15 protein-coding genes and 1 pseudogene are annotated in these 19,300 nt (G+C 70.0%); 13 read left to right on the top strand and 3 right to left on the bottom strand.

Features of this window, described 5'->3' with window-relative positions; translation table 11 throughout:
* Positions 1 to 11: 11 nt before the first annotated feature.
* The 3 genes and pseudogenes from RHA1_RS35425 to RHA1_RS35415 form a co-directional block, all read left to right on the top strand.
* Positions 12 to 608, top strand: a pseudogene (locus RHA1_RS35425) (MmyB family transcriptional regulator); the annotation flags it as partial.
* 13 nt (positions 609 to 621) lie between these two features.
* A complete protein-coding gene (locus RHA1_RS35420; RefSeq protein WP_009480519.1) occupies positions 622 to 795 on the top strand; it encodes a hypothetical protein in 174 nt (57 codons plus the stop codon).
* 182 nt (positions 796 to 977) lie between these two features.
* A complete protein-coding gene (locus RHA1_RS35415; RefSeq protein WP_011598925.1) occupies positions 978 to 2,372 on the top strand; it encodes an NAD(P)/FAD-dependent oxidoreductase in 1,395 nt (464 codons plus the stop codon).
* A gap of 80 nt (positions 2,373 to 2,452) precedes the next feature.
* Here the strand turns inward: RHA1_RS35415 and RHA1_RS35410 are convergent, their stop codons facing one another.
* Together RHA1_RS35410 and RHA1_RS35405 are read right to left on the bottom strand one after the other, a co-directional pair.
* On the bottom strand, positions 2,453 to 2,914 hold the full coding sequence (locus RHA1_RS35410) for a PaaI family thioesterase (protein ID WP_005255099.1): 462 nt from the start codon (positions 2,912 to 2,914) through the stop codon (positions 2,453 to 2,455).
* A gap of 250 nt (positions 2,915 to 3,164) precedes the next feature.
* Entirely contained in the window at positions 3,165 to 3,938 is a 774-nt protein-coding gene (locus tag RHA1_RS35405; RefSeq protein ID WP_011598924.1) for a hypothetical protein, read from the bottom strand.
* 185 nt (positions 3,939 to 4,123) lie between these two features.
* Here RHA1_RS35405 and RHA1_RS35400 point away from each other — a divergent pair, with 185 nt between their 5' ends.
* The 3 genes from RHA1_RS35400 to RHA1_RS35390 are packed head-to-tail and all read left to right on the top strand — an operon-like array spanning position 4,124 to position 7,526.
* A complete protein-coding gene (locus RHA1_RS35400; RefSeq protein ID WP_081437510.1) occupies positions 4,124 to 5,593 on the top strand; it encodes a FecCD family ABC transporter permease in 1,470 nt (489 codons plus the stop codon).
* Positions 5,590 to 6,696 carry a FecCD family ABC transporter permease gene (locus RHA1_RS35395; RefSeq protein ID WP_029537786.1) on the top strand — a complete coding sequence of 369 codons (1,107 nt, stop codon included), beginning with the start codon at positions 5,590 to 5,592 and terminating at the stop codon, positions 6,694 to 6,696. Before RHA1_RS35400 ends, RHA1_RS35395 begins: the two co-directional genes overlap by 4 nt.
* A complete protein-coding gene (locus RHA1_RS35390; protein WP_011598921.1) occupies positions 6,693 to 7,526 on the top strand; it encodes an ABC transporter ATP-binding protein in 834 nt (277 codons plus the stop codon). The genes RHA1_RS35395 and RHA1_RS35390 overlap by 4 nt, the downstream gene beginning before the upstream one ends.
* Before the next feature lie 6 nt (positions 7,527 to 7,532).
* Here the strand turns inward: RHA1_RS35390 and RHA1_RS35385 are convergent, their stop codons facing one another.
* Positions 7,533 to 10,121, bottom strand: coding sequence for a phosphatidylglycerol lysyltransferase domain-containing protein (locus RHA1_RS35385; RefSeq protein ID WP_011598920.1), 2,589 nt, complete (start codon positions 10,119 to 10,121; stop codon positions 7,533 to 7,535).
* Positions 10,122 to 10,296: 175 nt separating this feature from the next.
* On the opposite strand from RHA1_RS35385, the gene RHA1_RS35380 reads away from it, so the two are divergent.
* The 7 genes from RHA1_RS35380 (at position 10,297) to RHA1_RS35350 (ending at position 19,236) form a co-directional block, all read left to right on the top strand.
* Entirely contained in the window at positions 10,297 to 10,710 is a 414-nt protein-coding gene (locus tag RHA1_RS35380) for a BlaI/MecI/CopY family transcriptional regulator (protein WP_005246077.1), read from the top strand.
* Positions 10,711 to 10,736: 26 nt separating this feature from the next.
* Complete coding sequence (locus RHA1_RS35375; RefSeq protein WP_009480512.1) at positions 10,737 to 11,690, top strand: M56 family metallopeptidase; 954 nt, start codon at positions 10,737 to 10,739, stop codon at positions 11,688 to 11,690.
* A 225-nt stretch (positions 11,691 to 11,915) separates the two neighbouring features.
* On the top strand, positions 11,916 to 13,814 hold the full coding sequence (locus tag RHA1_RS35370; RefSeq protein ID WP_011598919.1) for a DEAD/DEAH box helicase: 1,899 nt from the start codon (positions 11,916 to 11,918) through the stop codon (positions 13,812 to 13,814).
* A gap of 152 nt (positions 13,815 to 13,966) precedes the next feature.
* The gene (gene gnd, locus RHA1_RS35365) at positions 13,967 to 15,418 is read left to right on the top strand and encodes an NADP-dependent phosphogluconate dehydrogenase (RefSeq protein WP_009480510.1); all 1,452 of its coding nucleotides are present in this window, start codon (positions 13,967 to 13,969) and stop codon (positions 15,416 to 15,418) included.
* 96 nt (positions 15,419 to 15,514) lie between these two features.
* Positions 15,515 to 16,912, top strand: a complete 1,398-nt coding sequence (locus RHA1_RS35360; protein ID WP_011598918.1) for a DEAD/DEAH box helicase — start codon at positions 15,515 to 15,517, stop codon at positions 16,910 to 16,912.
* 5 nt (positions 16,913 to 16,917) lie between these two features.
* Positions 16,918 to 17,796, top strand: a complete 879-nt coding sequence (locus RHA1_RS35355) for a DMT family transporter (RefSeq protein ID WP_011598917.1) — start codon at positions 16,918 to 16,920, stop codon at positions 17,794 to 17,796.
* A 3-nt stretch (positions 17,797 to 17,799) separates the two neighbouring features.
* Positions 17,800 to 19,236 (top strand): GuaB1 family IMP dehydrogenase-related protein, encoded by a 1,437-nt coding sequence (locus RHA1_RS35350; RefSeq protein ID WP_009480507.1) that lies wholly within the window; start codon positions 17,800 to 17,802, stop codon positions 19,234 to 19,236.
* The last annotated feature ends 64 nt before the right edge of the window (positions 19,237 to 19,300 follow it).

Raw genomic sequence — 19,300 nt, 5'->3', positions numbered from 1 at the left:
TTTAATCCGGTGAGCGCAATTCGCTGCTCCTCGCGGGCGGTTTCGCGCCCGCCTTCCCGGAGCATCGACTGTCGGATGTGCCGATGGCGTCGATCGCCGATGCCATCGGGAAGATCCTCACCGCGCATTCTCCGTACCCGGCGGTGGTCGTCGACCGGCACTGGAACATGGTGGACGCCAACGACGCGGTCGCGGTGCTGACCGAGGGGTGCGCCGCGGAATTGCTCGAGCCGCCCGTGAACGTCCTGCGATTGAGCCTGCACCCGGACGGCATGGCACCGCGCATCCTGGACCTGGCGCAGTGGCGGGGGCATCTCCTGCACCGGCTGCGGCATCAGATCGCGGTCACCGGCGACGACGGACTGCGTGACCTGCTGCGGGAGTTGGAGGGCTACCCCGGTGGCACAGTCGGCAGCGCCGAACTGCCGGGGTCGCTCGTCGTGCCGTTGCGGATCCGGCACCACGAGACGGTGCTGGCGTTCCTCAGCACGACCACGATGTTCGGCACTCCCCTCGACGTGACGGTCGCGGAGCTGGCCATCGAATCGTTCTTCCCCGCCGACGCGGTGACAGCGGCTACCCTCCGCAGTAGCGTGAGCAGCGACTGAGGAGGTAGGTCTGATGGACTTGACAGCAATTGGTGTCGGTTTCGGCTACGTGGTCGTAGTCCTCACCATTCTTGTCGTCGTGGTCGGGGTGTCGGCACTGTTCGTGTTCTCGATCAAATCGGATTTCATTCCGCCGGAATCGCCGGGGACTCCCACGGGGCGGAAGCGGATCGGCCGGGCGGAATAGCCGCGTACGCACCGGAAGGCGGGCGGTTCCTCACGGAGGGCTGCCCGCCTTCGCGTCGGCACTCGGCCGCCGGTTTCTGGATCGATTCCGCTGTGCGGGCCGGGGGAAGCAACGCTTACTGAGACGCTCGGGAACAAGGCGACTACCGTGACAGGAGTCGCCTATTTATCGAGGAGCACGGAATGAGTATCAAGTCGGTAGAGTCACGCCGCCATCGCGTCGTGGTCATTGGATCCGGCTTCGGTGGGTTGTTCGGCACACAGGCGCTGAAGAATGCCGATGTCGACATCACCATGATCGCGCGCACCACCCACCATCTGTTCCAGCCGTTGCTGTACCAGGTGGCGACCGGCATTCTCTCCGTCGGCGACATCGCTCCCGCCACCCGGCTGGTTCTGCGCAAGCAGAAGAACACCAAGGTCCTGCTCGGCGATGTCGACAAGATCGATCTCGAGGCGAAGACGATCACGTCCCGGTTCCTGGACCGGACCACCGTCACCCCGTACGACAGCCTGATCGTCGCGGCGGGCGCAGGCCAGTCCTACTTCGGCAACGATCATTTCTCCGAGTTCGCGCCGGGCATGAAGACGATCGACGACGCCCTCGAACTGCGCGGCCGCATCCTGGGCGCCTTCGAGCAGGCCGAATTGTCGAGCGATCCCGCCGAACGCGCCCGGCTGCTGACGTTCGTCGTCGTCGGCGCCGGTCCGACCGGTGTCGAGCTCGCCGGCCAGATCGCGGAACTGTCGCGGCGCACCCTGTCGGGGGCGTTCCGCAACATCGATCCCCGTGAGGCGCGCGTGATCCTGCTGGACGGCGCGGACGACGTGCTGCCCGTCTACGGCGGCAAGCTGAGCCGCAAGGCCCGCCAGCAGCTGGAGAAGCTCGGCATCGAGATCCAGCTGGGGGCGATGGTCGTCGACGTCGATGTGGACGGCCTCGTCGTCAAGGACAAGGACGGCACGCAGCGCCGGATCGAGTCGCAGTGCAAGGTGTGGTCGGCCGGTGTGCAGGCGAGCCCGCTGGGCAAGCAGATCGCGGAGCAGTCGGACGCCGAGATCGACCGGGCCGGTCGCGTCCTGGTGAAGCCGGACCTGTCGGTGCCCGGCCACCCCGAGGTGTTTGTGATCGGCGACATGATGGCGCTCGACAAGTTGCCGGGTCTGGCGCAGGTCGCGATGCAGGGCGGCAAGTACGCGGCCAAGCAGATCCAGGCGGGACTGAGTGGTCACAAGCCGGAGGACCGGCCGCCGTTCAAGTACTTCGACAAGGGCAGCATGGCCACCATCTCGCGGTTCAGTGCGGTGGCGAAGGTCGGGAAGCTCGAGATCAGCGGGTTCATCGGCTGGGTGGCCTGGCTGGCGATCCACCTGATGTACCTGGTCGGGTTCCGCAGCCGGCTGTCGACTCTGCTGTCGTGGACGGTGACGTTCCTCGGCCGCGGGCGCGCGCAGATGGCGTCCACGGAGCAGTGGGTGTTCGCCCGCAACGCGATGGAGCAGCTGGAGCGGCACGAGCGGGAGAAAGAGGCCGCCGAGAAGTCGTCCGGCGGCGCGCAGCGCAAAGCCGCGGGGTGACGCAGACGCGCCCGTGACGTGAACAGAGCGGAGGGGACGGACCTGTCGGGTCCGTCCCCTCCGCCGACCGCGGGTGGTCGTCAGTTGCCGAGGCGGCCGGTGTCGGTGATGTTGGCGAGCCGGACCTGCCCTTTGGAGACGAGTCGGTCCTGTTCGTCGGTGATCCGGACCTCCCACAGCTGCTGGGTGCGTCCGCGGTGGACGGGGCTGGCTTCGGCGGTCAGCGTGCCCTCCCGGGTCGCGCGGAGGAAGTCGGTGTTGTTGTTGACACCGACGACGTGTCCGCGTCCGCCGAGCCACACCGTGCCCGCTGCGCTGGCCACCGATTCGATGACGGAGCAGTAGACGCCGCCGTGCTGGATTCCGGCCGGCTGCTGCAGGTCCGGGGTGACCGTCCATTGCGCTCGCACACGGTCGGGTGAGAGTTCGGTGTATTCGAGTCCGATGAGGGCGTCGAAGCCCTTGCCCAGTTGATCGGCCAACGCGGCGGTGTCGATCCGCCCGTCGCCGTTCGATGCCTGCTGTTCCCCGGAATCCACCATCACACTCTCCATCGGATCGCTGTGCGCTCTCGCGGCGCACCCGATGTCCTGCCTACACGACGGGGCGGGGGGCGGGAAAAGCAGGTGGGGCAAACGGATCGGCGGGCCTCACACTGTGTCAGCGTGAGGCCCGCCGTGGGATGGACCTGGGAGTCACTGCAGCCCTCAGGACTCCGGCGCGGTCCGGTAGTTCGGTTCTCGGCGCCGGCATTTCTGCTCGACGACTGGAACGAGTATAGGCAAGGCTTCCCTAATTAAGCAAGCGCTTCCTCGCCTGCCCGAGCCGGCCGCAGTGCGGGCGCGTGATCCGGCTCTTCGAGCGGACCGGCACCCCGGCCGCCACGAAGGCGTCCAGGATCCCCTGACCACGACGCTGCGCGGCGGCCTCGCCGCCACCGGCGAGGATCGGCACGTATGTCGCGGCCCCGAGCACGGCCTCCCCCACGAGCCCCCAGAAGCGGGACGCGTCGATCGGCGTCAGCCGGGCGACGGCGTCGAACACCGCATGCAGTGACGTGAGACTGCGGTGCACCGTCCAGAGCAGCAGCGCCCGCTCGCACGGCACGGTGACCGTCCGGGGTGCGCCGGCGTAGGGGTCGTCCGGCAGCACGCGCATGGTGTCGTCGGCGACACCCGCCCAGTCGACCCCCTCGTCGCTGTCCATGTGGATCCACAGGTTCTCGAGCCCCGGGTCCCACGCGCGGCCCTCCAGGACGACGAGCGCCGTGACACGCCCGATCACGGCGTGGATGAGCGCGGTGGCCACCTGCATCGCGGCGACGTCCGGGTCGGGAACATCCTCGAGCGAACGGGCCCACATCCGGGGCACCCGGTCGCCGTCGAGGTCGTCCGCCAGCGACCACCACCGGCGTTTACCCTCGTCTGCCATCGTCGCGACCGCGTACATACGCGGATATTCGGCGTTCAGCGCGCGAAGTCGTGTGCAGGACACGTCCAGTGCGGTCGCGGGGGCGGACAGGGTCGAAGTCACCGTGCACTCCAATCGGTCGGGATGGAACACCACCAAACATAGGTGAGCCTAACCAAATATCAAGAGTTGACATCATGTGATGTGAGGCACCCCCGCCGACCGCAACGCCCGGGGCGTCCCGCCGGATGTGGCATCAGAGATAGGGTTCCGTAACCTAAGTAGTTGAATTCGGTGCAGATCCGGTGCACAGGCACACACGTCAGGAGCCTCCCCCGCCAGTGACGACGACGAGACAGTTCGGCAGCGACATCCCGCACCTGCCGACCGACGAGCCCTACGGGAAGCGCGACGTCCCGCGCGGTCCCGCCCCGCTGTACCTCCGGGCACTCGCGGGACTGCTCGACATCGGGATAGTGGCCATCCCCCTCGTCCTCGGCTGGTACATCGTCGACTCCCTCCGCGACGACAACGGCGGCGGGCAGGCGGACCGGGTCGTCTTCGGCGGCGCCGCTGTCGCGATCGCCCTCGGACTGGCCGTGTGGAACCGCGGTTTCCGCGAAGGCAACACCGGCCGGAGTTCGGGCAAGGGCTGGGTCGGCCTGGTCACCCGCGACACCCACACCCACGACGCGGTCGGCCCGAAACGGTCGCTGCAGCGGGTGTTCCGGCGCTCCGGAACCGAGGTCGTGCGGGAGAGCACCGCGTCCGACGAGGGCTTCACCGTCCGCGAGAAGGACGTGTCGATCGCGGCGATCCGGCGTCGTCGGCTCGTCGGGCTGGGCGTCCTCGTGGTCCTGCTCGGGTTGGTGCTGCTCGCCAGCGTCGCCGTCGGGGCGCGGCCGCTGTCGTTCGCGGAGATCTTCCACGCCCTGTTCGATGCGGACGGTTCGCAGACCGACATCATCGTGCGCACACTCCGCGGCCCGCGTACCGCGCTCGGACTCGTCGTCGGGATGGCGCTCGGCGTCGCGGGCGCCCTCATCCAGGGGCACACCCGCAACCCGCTCGCCGACGCCGGCCTCCTCGGTCTCAACGCGGGCGCCGCGTTCCTCGTGGTGCTGTCGATGTACCTGTTCGGGTTCAGCGCGCCCAGCGAATACCTGTGGTTCGCGTTCGCCGGGTCGTTCGCCGCCAGCGTGGTCGTGTTCGGGCTGTCGTCGATCGGAAGCGGGGCGGCGAGCCCGCTGAGCCTGGCCCTGGCCGGCGCCGCCGTCGCGTTCTTCCTGCAGGCGATGACCAACGCGATCATCATCGTCGACCAGTCCAGCCTCGACTCCTACCGCTTCTGGGTGGTCGGGTCGGTGGCCGGCCGCGGCTTCGACGTGCTGTGGCAGGTGCTGCCGTTCCTCGCCATCGGTCTGATCCTCGCCCTCGTCAGCACACCGGGCCTGAACGTCCTCAGCCTCGGCGAGGACGTGGCACGATCGCTGGGCACGAACATCGCGGCCAGCCGCGCACTCGGCATCGTCGCCATCACCCTCCTCACCGGTGCGGCCACCGCGGCGTGCGGTCCGATCGCGTTCATCGGTCTCGTGGTCCCGCACGTCGCGCGGGCGATCACCGGACCCGACTACCGGTGGCTGGTCCCCTACGCCGGGCTCCTCGGCGGCGTCATGCTCGTGACCGCCGACGTCATCGGACGCGTCGTCGTCCGGCCGGGCGAGCTGCAGGTGGGAATCGTGCTGGCCGTGTTCGGTGCACCGTTCTTCATCGCGTTGGTTCGGCGCAGAAAGTTGGCAAGCCTGTGAGCACTCGTGACGAAGTGCGCCCCGACCTCGGGGCCGCCCCGGCGTCCCGCGTCCCGGCCCGCCCCGCGTTCCGGCTCGGACCGATCTCCCTGGTCCTGCGCCCCCTCGGCATCGCCGTGAACGTGGCCCTGCTGGTGGCGCTGTTCCTGGTGCTGTGCCTCAACATCGGTCGCGGCGACTACCCGCTGTCGATCCCCGAGGTCACGCGGGTGCTGTTCGGTGGCGGCACGAAGGCCCAGAACTTCATCGTCATGGACCTCCGCCTGCCGCGGTCGCTGACCGGGGTGTTCATAGGCATGGCCCTCGGCCTGGCCGGCGCCATCACCCAGTCGATCGCCCGCAACGCCCTGGCCAGCCCGGACATCCTCGGCATCACGTCCGGCGCCAGCGCCGCCGCGGTCGCGCTGATCGTCCTCGGCGGCGGCGGCAGCTTCGTCGGCCTCCTCGCCACCCTGGGCATCCCGCTGGCCGCCCTGTTCGGCGGACTGCTCACCGCGCTGGTCATCTACCTCCTCGCGTGGCGCGGCGGGGTGGAGGGTTACCGGCTGATCCTGATCGGCATCGGCATCAACGCCATGCTGATCGCGGTCACCGGCTGGCTGCTGATCTCCGCGGACATCAACGATGCCTCGCGGGCCCAGGTGTGGCTCAACGGGTCCCTCAACGGCGCCGCCTGGAGTCAGGTGTGGCCCGTCACCATCGCCGTCGTCCTCGTCGGCGGCTACGCGGTGATCTCGTCGTTCACGATGGGCGCCCTCCGCCTCGGCGACGACAACGCGGTGTCGCTGGGTGTGCGCCTGCAGTGGTCGCAGGCCCGGCTCCTGCTCATGTCCGTCGCCCTCGCCGGCATCGCGACCGCGGCAGCGGGTCCGGTCGGTTTCGTCGCGCTCGCCGCACCGCAGGTGGCGCTACGGCTGGTGCGGTCCGCAGGCCCACCGCTCATCGCGTCCGCCCTGACCGGCGCCGTGCTCGTGGTGGGCAGCGACGTCGTCGCCCGCACGATCCTGCCCGTCGAGCTGCCGGTGGGTATCGTCACCTCCGCACTCGGTGGCCCATTCCTGCTGTATCTGCTGGTTCGCAACAATCGGAAGGTCTCGGCATGACCGTGCAGACTGACTCTCGACTGATCGCCGAAAACCTGAGCCTCGGGTACGGCGACCGGGTCATCGTCGACAACCTCGACCTCGAGGTGAGGACCGGGGTGATCACCACCGTGATCGGGCCGAACGGCTGCGGCAAGTCCACGCTGCTGCGCGCGCTGGGGCGGCTGCTGAAACCGCGCAACGGTTCGGTGCTGCTCGACGGCAAGGCCATCGGCTCGATGCGCACCAAGGACGTCGCCCGCACACTGGGCATGCTTCCCCAGGCGCCGCTGGCCCCCGAGGGGCTCACGGTGGCCGACCTGGTGGCCCGCGGCAGGCACCCGCACCAGTCGTGGCTGCGGCAATGGTCGTCCGACGACGAGGGTGAGGTCGCCGAGGCGCTCGCGCTGACCGGGGTGTCCGATCTCGCGGACCGCCCCGTCGACCAACTCTCGGGCGGTCAGCGTCAGCGGGCCTGGATCTCGATGGCCCTGGCGCAGGGAACCGACATCCTCCTGCTCGACGAACCCACCACCTACCTGGACCTGGCGCACTCGATCGAGGTTCTCGACCTGGTGGACCGGATGCACGAGGAGTTGGGCCGCACCGTGGTAATGGTGCTCCACGACCTGAACCTCGCGATCCGCTACAGCGATCAGCTGATCGTCATGCGGGACGGCACCATCGTCGCGGCCGGCGCACCGAAGGACATCATCTCCACCGAACTCCTACTCGAGGTGTTCGGCCTCGAGGCTGCGGTCATCGCCGACCCGGTGTCCGATCGCCCGCTGGTGGTGCCGATCGGCACCCGCCACGTGTACGGCGCGGTCGGCGGACCGGACACAAAGTAGCGGCCGTCAGCGCCTGCCGCCGATCATCGTCCGCACCAACCGGTAACTCTGACCCAGCGACACCGTCGGCAGGTACGCCCTGCCGACGGCGTTGCCGATGCTCGGCAGGGCGGCCGGGTCGGCGAACGTCATGTGCATGGCCACGTACCGGGGCTGGAACTTCGACTTGAACGCGAGCAGCGAACGGAACCCGTACACCGGTTCCAGGGTCCGGCCGAGCAGATCCAGGACACTGTCCATCACCGCCGACAGGCTCGACGACTCCGACCGTTCCCGCTCGTCGGCGTCGCCGTCCGGTTGCTCGACCTTGGCGAGCGGGGCGCCGGACAGGCTCAGGAACTGCGCCCCCTCCTCCTCCAGTTTCAGCGCCGCCGACGCGATGAGAAACTCCATCGCCGGCCGGAATCCTTCCGAGCGCCGCCGCATGAAGTCGAGGGTCCAGCCGACCACCCGCCCGTCCTGGTACACCGGCAACCAGGACGTGACGCCGTGGACGGTGCGGTCCTCGTCGACAGCGATCAGGCAGCGCACCTCGGGGTCGTCGACCTCGTCGAGTCCGCCGAGTGTGAATCCCATCTCGGGCATCCCCTTGTCGGCCACCCATTCCTCGGAGATCGCGGTGATCTGGTCGGTGATCGATCGCGGGGCGCTGGGGAAGCTGACCCATTCCGCCGTGATCCCCGATTTCTTCGCCTTGTTCAGGGCGGTCCGGACGTCCTGGAACCGCTTGCCGGTGAACGCGATCTGCCCCAGATCCAGCACCGTCTCCTCGGCGACCTGGATGCCGCTCCAGCCGAGGGCGTCCGTGACGGCGCGGACCTCCCCGGTCACCGAATAGAAGCACGGGATCCACCCGTTAGCGGCGGCGAACTCGGCGAAGTGTTCGACGTTGTCCCGCAACCGGTCCGGCGGGCCGACCGGGTCGCCGGTGGTGAGCGCGACACCGGCGAGGACCCGGTACGCGACATAGCCGGTGCCGTCGGCGGAGAACCAGTAGTTGTTGCCGCGCCACGTCGTCATCCAGGACAGTGGGCTTCCGCTCCCCGACTTCAGCAGGGCGCGGGCCCGTTCGGCGGACTCCGAGTCCGATCCGATGGCGGGACTGAGGAACGTCCCGGCGACGAGCGCGCACGCCGCCACCCAGAACACCACCCCGGTCCACTCGTACAGCAGGGTCGCGGGAATGCTCACCGGCAGCAGCCGGGGGTCGAGCCATTGCAGGTACACGGGCGGGATGAGCCGCTCCGGGAAGTCGGCGAGCAGGGTCGTCGTGCCGGGCCGGGGGTCGAAACCGTTCCGCGCCCACAGCCCGCCCAGGACGTAGAGGACGGCGAGCCCGCCCAGGACGGACACCAGGACGACGGCCAGCCGCCGATAGGTGCCGGCCGGGGCGGAGACGTCGAAGAACCTCCGGGTGGCGAGCAGCACGATCAGGATCGCCAGCGGTGTCAGGAACGGCACCAGCGTCCGGTACAGGTTCGGGTCGGCGAGACCGTAGAACAAGGAGTCCTCGTCGAGGGAGTCGACGAACCGGACCGCGAAGTTCAGCAGCGACAGCACCAGCAGGATCACCTGCGCGATCACGGACGCGACCCACGCGAAGCGACGGCCCCGTCGGAGGCCGTCGCTGAGGGTGAGGAGGAACAGGGACGGCATCAGACTCAGCAGGGTCGGCCCGACCCCGGACAGGCGCAGTTCGAGCAGCCCGCGCCGGCATTCGGGGTCCGACGCCGACACCTCGCACAGGTCGCGCACCTCGCCGGCCGTGTAGGGGATGCCGCGGAACAGGTCGCGGAGCACGGCGAGCGGTCCGACCGCCTCCGCGGACAGCGCCGCGATCATCGGGCCGATCGCACTGGCCGCCACGATGATCGCGACCAGCACCCGGCCCTCACGCTGGGTGCCCGCGATCCGTTCGCCGCGGGCGGAGCGGCCGACGATCCAGCGGCCGATCACCAGCCCGACCACGGCCGCGGCGAGCCGGACCACGTCCTGCAGCGACCCACTGAACAGTGCCAGGGTGATGGTGAACACGAGGACGCCGACGCGGATCCGCCGACGCCACAGGGTGCCCATGTTCGAACTGGCCACCATCGCGGCACCGACGATCCACGTGCTCGGTCCGACGGCCATGCCCACGTGCAGCCGAAAACCCCAGTTCGCGTCGACGACCTTCGCGACGGCGGCCACCGACAGTGCGAGCAGCCCGCCGAGCACCTGGGTGGCGACCGCGGCCAGCGCGAACCGAGCCGACCCCATGCGGCGTTCCAGCGGTGCGGCCGCCACGAGGACGAGGACGGTCGTCGACAGGTACGCCAGGATGTCGTCGCCCCACAGCCCGGCCGTGAACAGGGTCCACACCCACCCGTTCTGGAACGCCCGGATCCCGATCGCGACGTGCTGGGACAGGTCGTGGGAGGGGCCGCTGATCACACTGGACGTGGCGATCGCGAGGATCCAGATCACGACCAGCAGCGCCATGCTGATCGGTGCGCCCCGCACCCCGCCCCGGACCCGTTCCGCTGCCCGCCCGGTCTGACCCTTGACCCTGGACGCCGCACCGTGCCCGGTCGCCGCGCTGTCGTCGGTCTTCATCCGCCAGGTCCCCACTCTCCGCGATGTCGAGAACGAACGCTTGCCCGGCGGGTCGGCCGCTGCCAACCCGACCGTAATCCACCCCTTCGGAGTATGGCCAATACCACACGCCGTGGCGCAGTTTTACTACTACCAGTAGTACGTATCTGCGTCGTCGTATCCGTAGAATCGGTTTATGGCTGGACTCGGCGAACTCGAACGCGCAGTGATGGATCACCTGTGGTCCACTTCGGAACCGCAGACGGTACGGCAGGTACACGAGGCACTGGCGGCACGCCGTGAACTCGCGTACACGACTGTCATGACAGTGCTCCAGCGACTGGCGAAGAAGCACCTCGTCATTCAGCAGCGCGACGACCGCGCCCACCGGTACCTGCCGGTGCACCAGCGCGAGGAGCTCGTCGCGAGCCTCATGGTGGACGCACTGCAGCAGGCCGACAAGTCCGGGAGCCGCGCCGCCGCACTCGTGCACTTCGTCGGCCAGGTCGGCGCCGACGAGGCCGACGCGCTCCGCGAGGCCCTCGCCGCGCTCGAGGCCAAAGAGCGGTCCACCGGAGACAATCAGTCGGGAACCGTTCGCGCCGGCTGACGTTCGTCATGCATGATGAGTAGGACATGGACGCCACCACCGCGCTGGTATTCGGAGTACTCGCACTTCTTCTCGCAGGGCCTGTCCCTGCGCTGTTGAGTCGTGCCCGATGGCCGCATCGCGCCCCCCGAGCAGCACTCGTGCTGTGGCAGGCAATCGCCCTCGCCGCAGTTCTGTCCGCATTCAGTTCGGGCCTCGCGATCGCCAGCCAGCTCCTGGTCCCCGGACCGGACGGGCGCCCCACCACGGCGCCGGTCGCCGAGATCGACGCCCTGGGCCTGCCCCTGTGGCTGCTGTACGTGGTGGTCTTCGCGCTCACCCTCCTCGTCGGCGCCAAACTGATCTTCGCGATCGTGCAGGTCGGGGTCCGCACCCGGCGCCGACGCGCCCGGCACCGCATGCTGGTCGACCTCCTCGACCGCTGCGACTCGTCGTCGCCGCTCGCCCGCACCCCGGACCTGCGGGTCCTCGACGTCACCGAGCCCATCGCCTACTGCCTGCCCGGTCTGCGTCAACGGGTGGTGCTGAGCCAGGGCACATTCACCAACCTCGACGACGCGGAGATCACCGCGATCCTCACCCACGAGCGGTCCCATCTGCGGGCCCGGCACGACCTCGTCCTCGAGGCGTTCACCGCCGTCAACGCCGCCTTCCCCACCGTCGTGCGCAGCAAGTCAGCGCTCGGGTCGGTGCAGTTGCTGGTCGAGATGCTGGCCGACGATTCCGCCGTCCGCGCCACCGGGCCGACCGCACTGGCCCGCGCGCTCGTCGCCTGTTCGGGGTCGATCGCCCCGAAGGGCGCCATGGCCGCGGGTGGTCCCAGCACCCTGCTGCGGGTACAGCGCCTGGCCTCCACGGAGGCGGGTACCCCCGTGGCTCTCGCCGCCTACGCCGCGTCGGTGGCCATCCTCGTGGTGCCGACCATCGCCGTCGCCGTCCCCTGGCTCACCGAGCTGAGCCGGTTGTTCAGCGCCGTGTAGTCACCCAGCTCACACCCCGCCGGGTTCGATAACCGGGTGCCCCGTCGCGTACACTGGTCGACGGTCGCCACTGCGGCCCATCAACACTGAAACGGCACACAGCCCAATTCCCCGCACTTCCGCGAATGGATTGACCAGGTGACATGTGCCCTGGCTCGTCCCTTTGTGCGTGCTGCATGACAGCCCCCGCTCCGCGACGCGCCCTATGCCCGGAGAGGTATTTGCGTGACCAACGCTGTCCAGACGACTTCTGCCCCACTAGAGCAGACCGAGACCGAAACCCCTGACCAGAACGCCACCGTGACGTTCGCCGAGATCGGCCTGCCCGCACCCCTGGTGCAGGCCCTGGCCCGCAACTCCATCACCGTCCCGTCGCCGATCCAGGCGCTGGCCGTCCCCGACGCGCTGGCCGGCACCAACGTCCTCGGCCGCGCACAGACCGGATCGGGCAAGACCCTCGCATTCGGCCTGCCGATGCTCACCCGCCTGTCCCGGCACGAGGACCGGCCCGCACCCAAGCGTCCCCGCGCACTGGTGCTCGTTCCCACCCGTGAACTCGCGTTCCAGGTGGTCGACTCCCTCAACTCGTACGCCGGGGCCATGGGACTGACCGTCCGCCCCGCCGTCGGCGGCACCCCGTTCAGCAAGCAGGTCGACCAGCTGCGCCGCGGCGTCGACATCCTCGTCGCCACCCCCGGCCGGCTGAACGACCACCTGCGGCAGGGCACCTGCATCCTCGACTCCATCGAGATCACCGCGCTCGACGAGGCCGATCAGATGGCCGACATGGGCTTCCTCCCCGAGGTGCGGGCCATCCTCGGGGAGACCCGGGCCGACGGCCAGCGTCTACTGTTCTCGGCCACCCTGGACCGTGAGGTGCAGTCGCTGGTCCGCCAGTTCCTGCCCGACCACGTGCAGCACTCCACCGAGGACGGTCGCGCCAGCGTCGACACGATGGAGCACTACGTGCTCCTCGTCGACCGCGGCCAGAAGGACAACGTCCTCGCCGAGATCGGTGCCCGCGACGGCCGCACGATCATGTTCGCCCGCACCAAGCTCGGCTGCGAGGGCATCACCGACCGCCTCCGCGCGGTGGGAATCGCCGCCGAGGCGCTGCACGGCGGCAAGGCGCAGAACCAGCGCACCCGTGTCCTCGAACGGTTCAAGAACGGCCGCACCCCCGTGCTCGTCGCGACGGACGTCGCCGCCCGCGGCATCCACGTCGACGGCATCGACCTGGTCGTTCACGTCGATCCGCCCGCCGACCACAAGGACTACCTGCACCGTGCAGGCCGGACCGCCCGTGCAGGCGAGAAGGGCACCGTCGTCGCGATCGTGCTCCCCAACCAGAAGCGCACGTTCCGCCGCCTGACCGGGATGGCCGGTGTCGACGCCACCGCCGTGCCCGTCACCCCCGGCTCGGAGAAGCTGGCCAGCATCACCGGCGCCAAGGCGCCCAGCGGAGAACCGGTGCGCGACACCTACTCCCGCGGCGAGCGTGGCGGCGACCGCAAGTTCGGTGACCGCGGACCCCGCCGTGAGGGCGGATATGCCGGCCGCGACGGCGGCGGCTACCGCGGCAATCGCAACGACCGCGGCGACCGTGGTGAGCGCAGCTTCGGCGACCGTCCGTCGGGTGGTCGCAGCTTCGAGGGTCGTGGCCCGCGCCGCGACCAGACCGACAACCGGTCCGGCGGCTACCGCGGCGACCGCCCGCAGCGCGACGGTGACAACCGTGGCGGCGGCTACCGCGGCGACCGGGACAACCGGACGTTCACCGATCGGGCCCCGCGCCGCGACTTCGGTGACAGCGCACCCCGACGCGAGTACGGCGGCGGCACCACCGCACCGCGCCGCGACTTCGGCGACCGCGGCGACAGCCACCGCGGAACCGGCGAGCGCAGCTTCGACCGCAGCGCACCCCGCCGCGACTTCGGCGACAACCGCGGTGCGGCAGGCGGGTTCCGTCGCGACGATCGCCGGGATGACCGCCGTGACGATCGCCGCCCCGCGGCCACGCCGGAGCGTCGCCCCGCGGCGACGACCGGTGGCGGGTTCCGTAGCCGCACGGAGCGTCGCTCGTACGACGGCTTCGACGGCCCGCGGCGTGAGCGCCGCAGCTGATCGATCGCTGATCCGACAACCGAATATCGAAGTGTGAGAGAAGGCCGGCCGTCGCATGTGCGACGGCCGGCCTTCGTATGTTTGGCTTAGGCGGTCGAGCTTTTCGTAGCCGCCGATTTCACTACCGCCGAGCGAGAGGGAATGCTGTATCCATGACTATCGACAACACTGAGGGTGCCCGCGCCCAGATCGGCGTCACGGGACTGGCCGTCATGGGCTCGAACATCGCCCGCAACTTCGCCCGGCACGGTCACACGGTCGCGCTGCACAACCGCAGCATCGCCAAGACCGACGCCCTCATCGAGGAGCACGGCAGCGAGGGCGACTTCGTCCGCACCGAGACGATCGAGGAGTTCGTGGGCGCGCTGCAGAAGCCGCGCCGCGTGCTGATCATGGTCAAGGCCGGCGACCCCACCGACGCCGTCATCGAGGAACTCGCCGCGGCGATGGAGCCCGGTGACATCATCATCGACGGCGGCAACGCCCTGTACACGGACACGATCCGCCGGGAGGCCTCACTCCGGGAGCGTGGCCTGCACTTCGTCGGCGCCGGCATCTCCGGCGGCGAGGAGGGCGCGCTCAACGGTCCGTCGATCATGCCGGGCGGCCCGAAGGAGTCCTACGCGGCCCTCGGACCGCTGCTCGAGTCGATCGCCGCCCAGGTCGACGGCACCCCCTGCTGCACGCACATCGGCCCCGACGGGTCCGGCCACTTCGTGAAGATGGTGCACAACGGCATCGAGTACGCCGACATGCAGCTCATCGGCGAGGCGTACAACCTGCTCGGGTCCGCCCTCGGCTACGACGCCGACAAGATCGCCGACGTGTTCACCGAATGGAACGGCGGCGACCTCGAGAGCTACCTCGTCGAGATCACCGCGGAGGTGCTGCGGCAGAAGGACGCCAAGACCGGCAAGCCGCTCGTCGACGTGATCGTCGACGCCGCCGAGCAGAAGGGCACCGGCCGCTGGACCGTCAAGTCCGCGCTCGACCTCGGTGTCCCCGTCACCGGGATCGCCGAGGCCGTGTTCGCCCGCGCCCTGTCCGGGTCCCGCGAGCAGCGCAAGGCCGCGGTCGGGCTGGCGTCCGGCGTCCTCGCCGACAAGCCCACCGATGCCGCCCAGTTCACCGAGGACATCCGGCAGGCCCTGTACGCGTCGAAGGTCGTGGCCTACGCGCAGGGATTCGATCAGATCGCGGCCGGCAGCGCCGAATACGACTGGGACCTGCACCCCGCCGACCTCGCGACCATCTGGCGTGGCGGCTGCATCATCCGGGCCCGGTTCCTCAACCGCATCAAGGATGCGTACGACGAGAACCCGAAGCTGCCGAGCCTGATCCTGGCCCCGTACTTCCGGGACGCCATCGAGACGGCCATCGACAGCTGGCGCCGGGTGGTTTCCACCGCCACGCTGCTGGGCATTCCGGTGCCGGCTTTCGCGTCGTCGCTGTCCTACTACGACGCGCTGCGCGCGGAGCGGCTGCCCGCGGCCCTCACGCAGGGGCAGCGTGACTTCTTCGGCGCCCACACTTACGAGCGGGTCGACGCGGAGGGCAAGTTCCACACCCTCTGGAGCGGTGACCGCAGCGAAGTGCAGGCCTGAGCGTCGCACACTGCCCGTCCCCGGCCGTGACGTACCGCGGGTACGTCACGGCCGAGGCGTCGGAGGCCCCTACTCGGAGGCGGTAGCCTTCTCGATATGCCCGACGACGAGTTCTCCTCCCCCGCACCGGTGGGTGAGACGTTCCTCGCGCTCGGTCTCCCCGCGGTGATGACCCACGCCCTCGACCGCAGCGGTATCGGGGCGCCGTTCCCGATCCAGGCGGCCACCATTCCCGACGTCCTCGCGGGCCGCGACGTCCTCGGCCGCGCGCCGACCGGGTCCGGGAAGACCCTCGCCTTCGGACTGCCGATGCTGGTGCGGCTCAAGGGCGCCGCGAGCAGGCGGGGCTTCCCCCGCGGCATCGTGCTGGTGCCCACCCGTGAACTGGCGTTGCAGATCGAGCGGGCGCTGGACGAGCCGGCCCTGTCCGTGGGATTGCGGGTGGCGAACGTCGTCGGCGGGATTCCCATCAAACGTCAGGTCGAGATCCTGTCGCGGGGGGTCGACCTGCTGATCGCGACGCCGGGACGCCTCGCCGATCACGTGGCGCAGGGGTCGGTGTCCCTGGACGACGTGACCGTACTGGCGCTCGACGAGGCCGATCACATGGCCGACCTGGGGTTCATGCCGCAGGTCACGACGATCCTCGACAAGACCCCGGCGGACGGTCAGCGGCTGCTGTTCTCGGCGACCCTCGACGGGGAGGTCGACACCCTCGTCCGCCGGTACCTGCGGGACCCGGTCACCCACTCGACGGCGCCGGTCACGGCGTCGGTGAGCACCATGCGCCACCACCTGCTGTTCGTCGACCGGGTCGACAAGAAATCCGTTGTGGCACATATCGGTTCACGGGTGGGTCGGACCCTCATGTTCGTGCGCACCAAGTACGGTGTGGACCGGCTCGCGCAGCAACTCCACGAGGCGGGCATCTCCGCGGGCGCCCTGCACGGCGGCAAGGCGCAGAACAACCGCACCCGCACCCTCGAATCGTTCGCCGAAGGCACCACCCCGGTCCTGGTCGCCACCGACGTGGCGGCGCGCGGCATCCACGTCGACGACATCTCGCTCGTCGTCCACGTCGACCCCCCGGCCGACCCCAAGGACTACCTGCACCGCGCGGGCCGCACCGCCCGCGCCGGCGAGTCCGGCGTGGTGGTCACCCTCGTCACCGAGGACGAACGCGCCGAGGTCGAGAAGCTGACCCGCAAGGCCGGGATCGAGGTGGACGGCGTGCGGGTGCGGCCCGGCGACACGGTGCTGGCCGAGATCACCGGCGCCCGCCGCCCCACCGGGAAGCCGGTCCCCGCGCCCGACACCCGGGCACCGGCGCAGGACACCCCGAAGAAGGGCAGGCAGGCGCACGACACCGGGGGTCGCCCGGGCCGCCGCGGCCGCCCCGGGGACGGCGGGGCACCGCGGGCGGGTGCCCGACGCGGCCGGAAACCCGGACCTGCGTCAACTCCGCACGGACACCGCAACCGCGGGGCACACTGAGAGGCATGTCCCTGCCGTTCGCGTCGATCGTGTGCGCACTGATCGCGGCGTTGCTGTTCGCGTGCGCGTCGGTCGCCCAGCAGAGCGCGGCGTCCGCCGTCCCCGAGGACGCCGCGCTGATGACCACCCTGCTGCGCAGTCCCCGCTGGTGGGCCGGCTTCGTCGGAGACGGCGGCGGGTACGCGATGCAGGCGGTGGCGTTGGCGCTCGGATCGGTGCTCGTGGTGCAGCCGCTGCTGGTGACGGCACTGCTGTTCGCGTTGCCGTTGTCGGCGAAGTTCTCCGGGTACCGGCTCAGCCGCACCACCTGGGCCCTCGCCGTCGCACTGGCCGTCGCGCTCGCGATCTTCCTGGTGATCGGCGACCCCACCGAGGGCAACATCGACGCCCCCTTCCGCGAATGGGTGTTGCCGCTCGGCATCCTCCTGGCGGTGGTGGCGGTCGCGGCCGCCGCGGGGATATCGAAGATCGACCCCGGATGGCGTGCGCTGCTGCTCGGCGGGGCGGGCGGCATCCTGTACGGGGTGGCGGTCGCGTTCACCAAGTACGTCGTCGAACTGGTGCCCCGCGGGCTGTGGGCGGTGCTGAGCAGCTGGCAGGCGTGGGCGCTCGTCGCCGCCGGCCTGGTCGGGGTGTACCTGCAGCAGCGCGGCTTCCAGGTGGGACCGTTGTCCGCGTCGCTGCCCGCGCTGACCATCGCCGAACCACTCGCCGCCGTGTTCCTCGGCATGACCGTCCTCGACGAGCGGCTGCGGGTGGCGGGCCCCGGACTCGTGGTGGTCGGCTGCGCGGTCGCGGTGATGCTGGTGGCCACGATCGGACTGTCCAGGTCGCAGGCCCAGCGGACATCCGACACCACCGCAACTTCCCCGGTATCGTCCTGACATGTGCAGTTCCTCGACGGGCATCGCCCTCCCTATGACCTGACGTACGACGACGTGTTCCTGGTGCCGAATCGCACTGAGGTCACCTCCCGATTCGACGTCGACCTGGCCACCTCGGACGGGTCGGGCACCACCATTCCGATCGTCGTCGCCAACATGACGGCGGTCTCGGGACGCCGGATGGCGGAAACGGTCGCCCGCCGCGGCGGTCTGGTGGTCCTCCCCCAGGACCTTCCGGCGCCCGCCGTCGCGGAGACCGTGTCGTTCGTCAAGAGCAGGCACCTGGTCGCCGACACCCCGGTCACGCTCGGCCCCGACGCCGCCGTCTCCGACGCCCTGGCGCTGCTGCCGAAGCGGGCGCACGGCGCCGTGGTCGTCGTCGAGAACGACCGCCCCGTCGGCGTCGTCACCGAGGGCTCCTGCACGGACGTCGACCGGTTCGCGCGACTGCGCTCGGTGGCGCTCACCGACTTCGTCACCGCCCCCGACTCCGCGTCGCCGCGGGAGGTGTTCGAACTCCTCGAGGGCAAACACGACTCCCTCGCCGTGATCGTCCACCCCGACGGCACCCTCGCCGGGGTCCTCACCCGCACCGGCGCCATCCGGGACGGCATCTACCAGCCCGCCGTCGACGGCAACGGGAAGCTGCGGGTCGCCGCGGCCGTCGGCGTCAACGGCGACGTCGCCGCGAAGGCCCGCGCCCTGGTGGACGCGGGCGCGGACCTGCTGGTCGTCGACACCGCACACGGCCACCAGCAGAAGATGATCGACGTCCTCGGCGCACTGAAGAAGGCCGACCTCGGTGTCCCCCTGGTCGCCGGCAACGTCGTGTCCGCCGCAGGCACCCGGGACCTGATCGACGCGGGCGCCGACATCGTGAAGGTCGGGGTCGGGCCGGGCGCGATGTGCACCACCCGGATGATGACCGGGGTGGGCAGGCCGCAGTTCTCCGCCGTCGAGGAATGCGCCACGCAGGCCCGCGCGATGGGCGCGCACGTGTGGGCCGACGGAGGCGTCCGTCACCCCCGCGACGTCGCCCTCGCCCTCGCCGCCGGCGCGTCGAACGTGATGATCGGATCGTGGTTCGCGGGCACCTACGAGTCGCCCGGCGACCTGCGGGTGGACCAGTCCGGCAACGCGTACAAGGAAAGCTTCGGCATGGCCTCCAAGCGTGCGGTCGCGGCGCGCACCGCCACGGACACCGCGTTCGACCGGGCCAGGAAAGGCCTGTTCGAGGAGGGTATTTCGAGTTCGCGGATGCGTCTGGACCCGGAACGCCCCGGCGTCGAGGACCTGATCGACCACATCTGTTCGGGTGTGCGCAGTACCTGCACCTACGCGGGCGCACGGACGCTGGCGGAACTGCACGAGCGGGCCGTTCTCGGTGTGCAGTCCGCCGCCGGGTTCGCCGAGGGCCGCCCGCTGCCGGCCGGCTGGTGACGACCGCGTCCTGATGCGCCGGTGGGTGTCCTGTTCCACGGAACCGGACATCCACCGGTATCAT

It is taken from the genome of Rhodococcus jostii RHA1 (genome assembly GCF_000014565.1).
In the GTDB taxonomy this organism is placed as follows: Bacteria; Actinomycetota; Actinomycetes; order Mycobacteriales; family Mycobacteriaceae; genus Rhodococcus_F; species Rhodococcus_F jostii_A.
Note: the sequence above shows the minus strand (reverse complement) of the source record. Positions and strands in the feature narration are given on the sequence as shown.

What these genes read in the sequence shown, in the direction of transcription:
- RHA1_RS35420 (WP_009480519.1), top strand. Translation starts at nt 622, where the DNA reads ATGGACTTGACAGCAATTGGTGTCGGTTTCGGCTACGTGGTCGTAGTC.
- RHA1_RS35415 (WP_011598925.1), top strand. Translation starts at nt 978, where the DNA reads ATGAGTATCAAGTCGGTAGAGTCACGCCGCCATCGCGTCGTGGTCATT.
- RHA1_RS35410 (WP_005255099.1), bottom strand. Translation starts at nt 2,914, where the DNA reads ATGGTGGATTCCGGGGAACAGCAGGCATCGAACGGCGACGGGCGGATC.
- RHA1_RS35390 (WP_011598921.1), top strand. Translation starts at nt 6,693, where the DNA reads ATGACCGTGCAGACTGACTCTCGACTGATCGCCGAAAACCTGAGCCTC.
- RHA1_RS35385 (WP_011598920.1), bottom strand. Translation starts at nt 10,121, where the DNA reads ATGAAGACCGACGACAGCGCGGCGACCGGGCACGGTGCGGCGTCCAGG.
- RHA1_RS35380 (WP_005246077.1), top strand. Translation starts at nt 10,297, where the DNA reads ATGGCTGGACTCGGCGAACTCGAACGCGCAGTGATGGATCACCTGTGG.
- RHA1_RS35375 (WP_009480512.1), top strand. Translation starts at nt 10,737, where the DNA reads ATGGACGCCACCACCGCGCTGGTATTCGGAGTACTCGCACTTCTTCTC.
- gnd (WP_009480510.1), top strand. Translation starts at nt 13,967, where the DNA reads ATGACTATCGACAACACTGAGGGTGCCCGCGCCCAGATCGGCGTCACG.
- RHA1_RS35360 (WP_011598918.1), top strand. Translation starts at nt 15,515, where the DNA reads ATGCCCGACGACGAGTTCTCCTCCCCCGCACCGGTGGGTGAGACGTTC.
- RHA1_RS35355 (WP_011598917.1), top strand. Translation starts at nt 16,918, where the DNA reads ATGTCCCTGCCGTTCGCGTCGATCGTGTGCGCACTGATCGCGGCGTTG.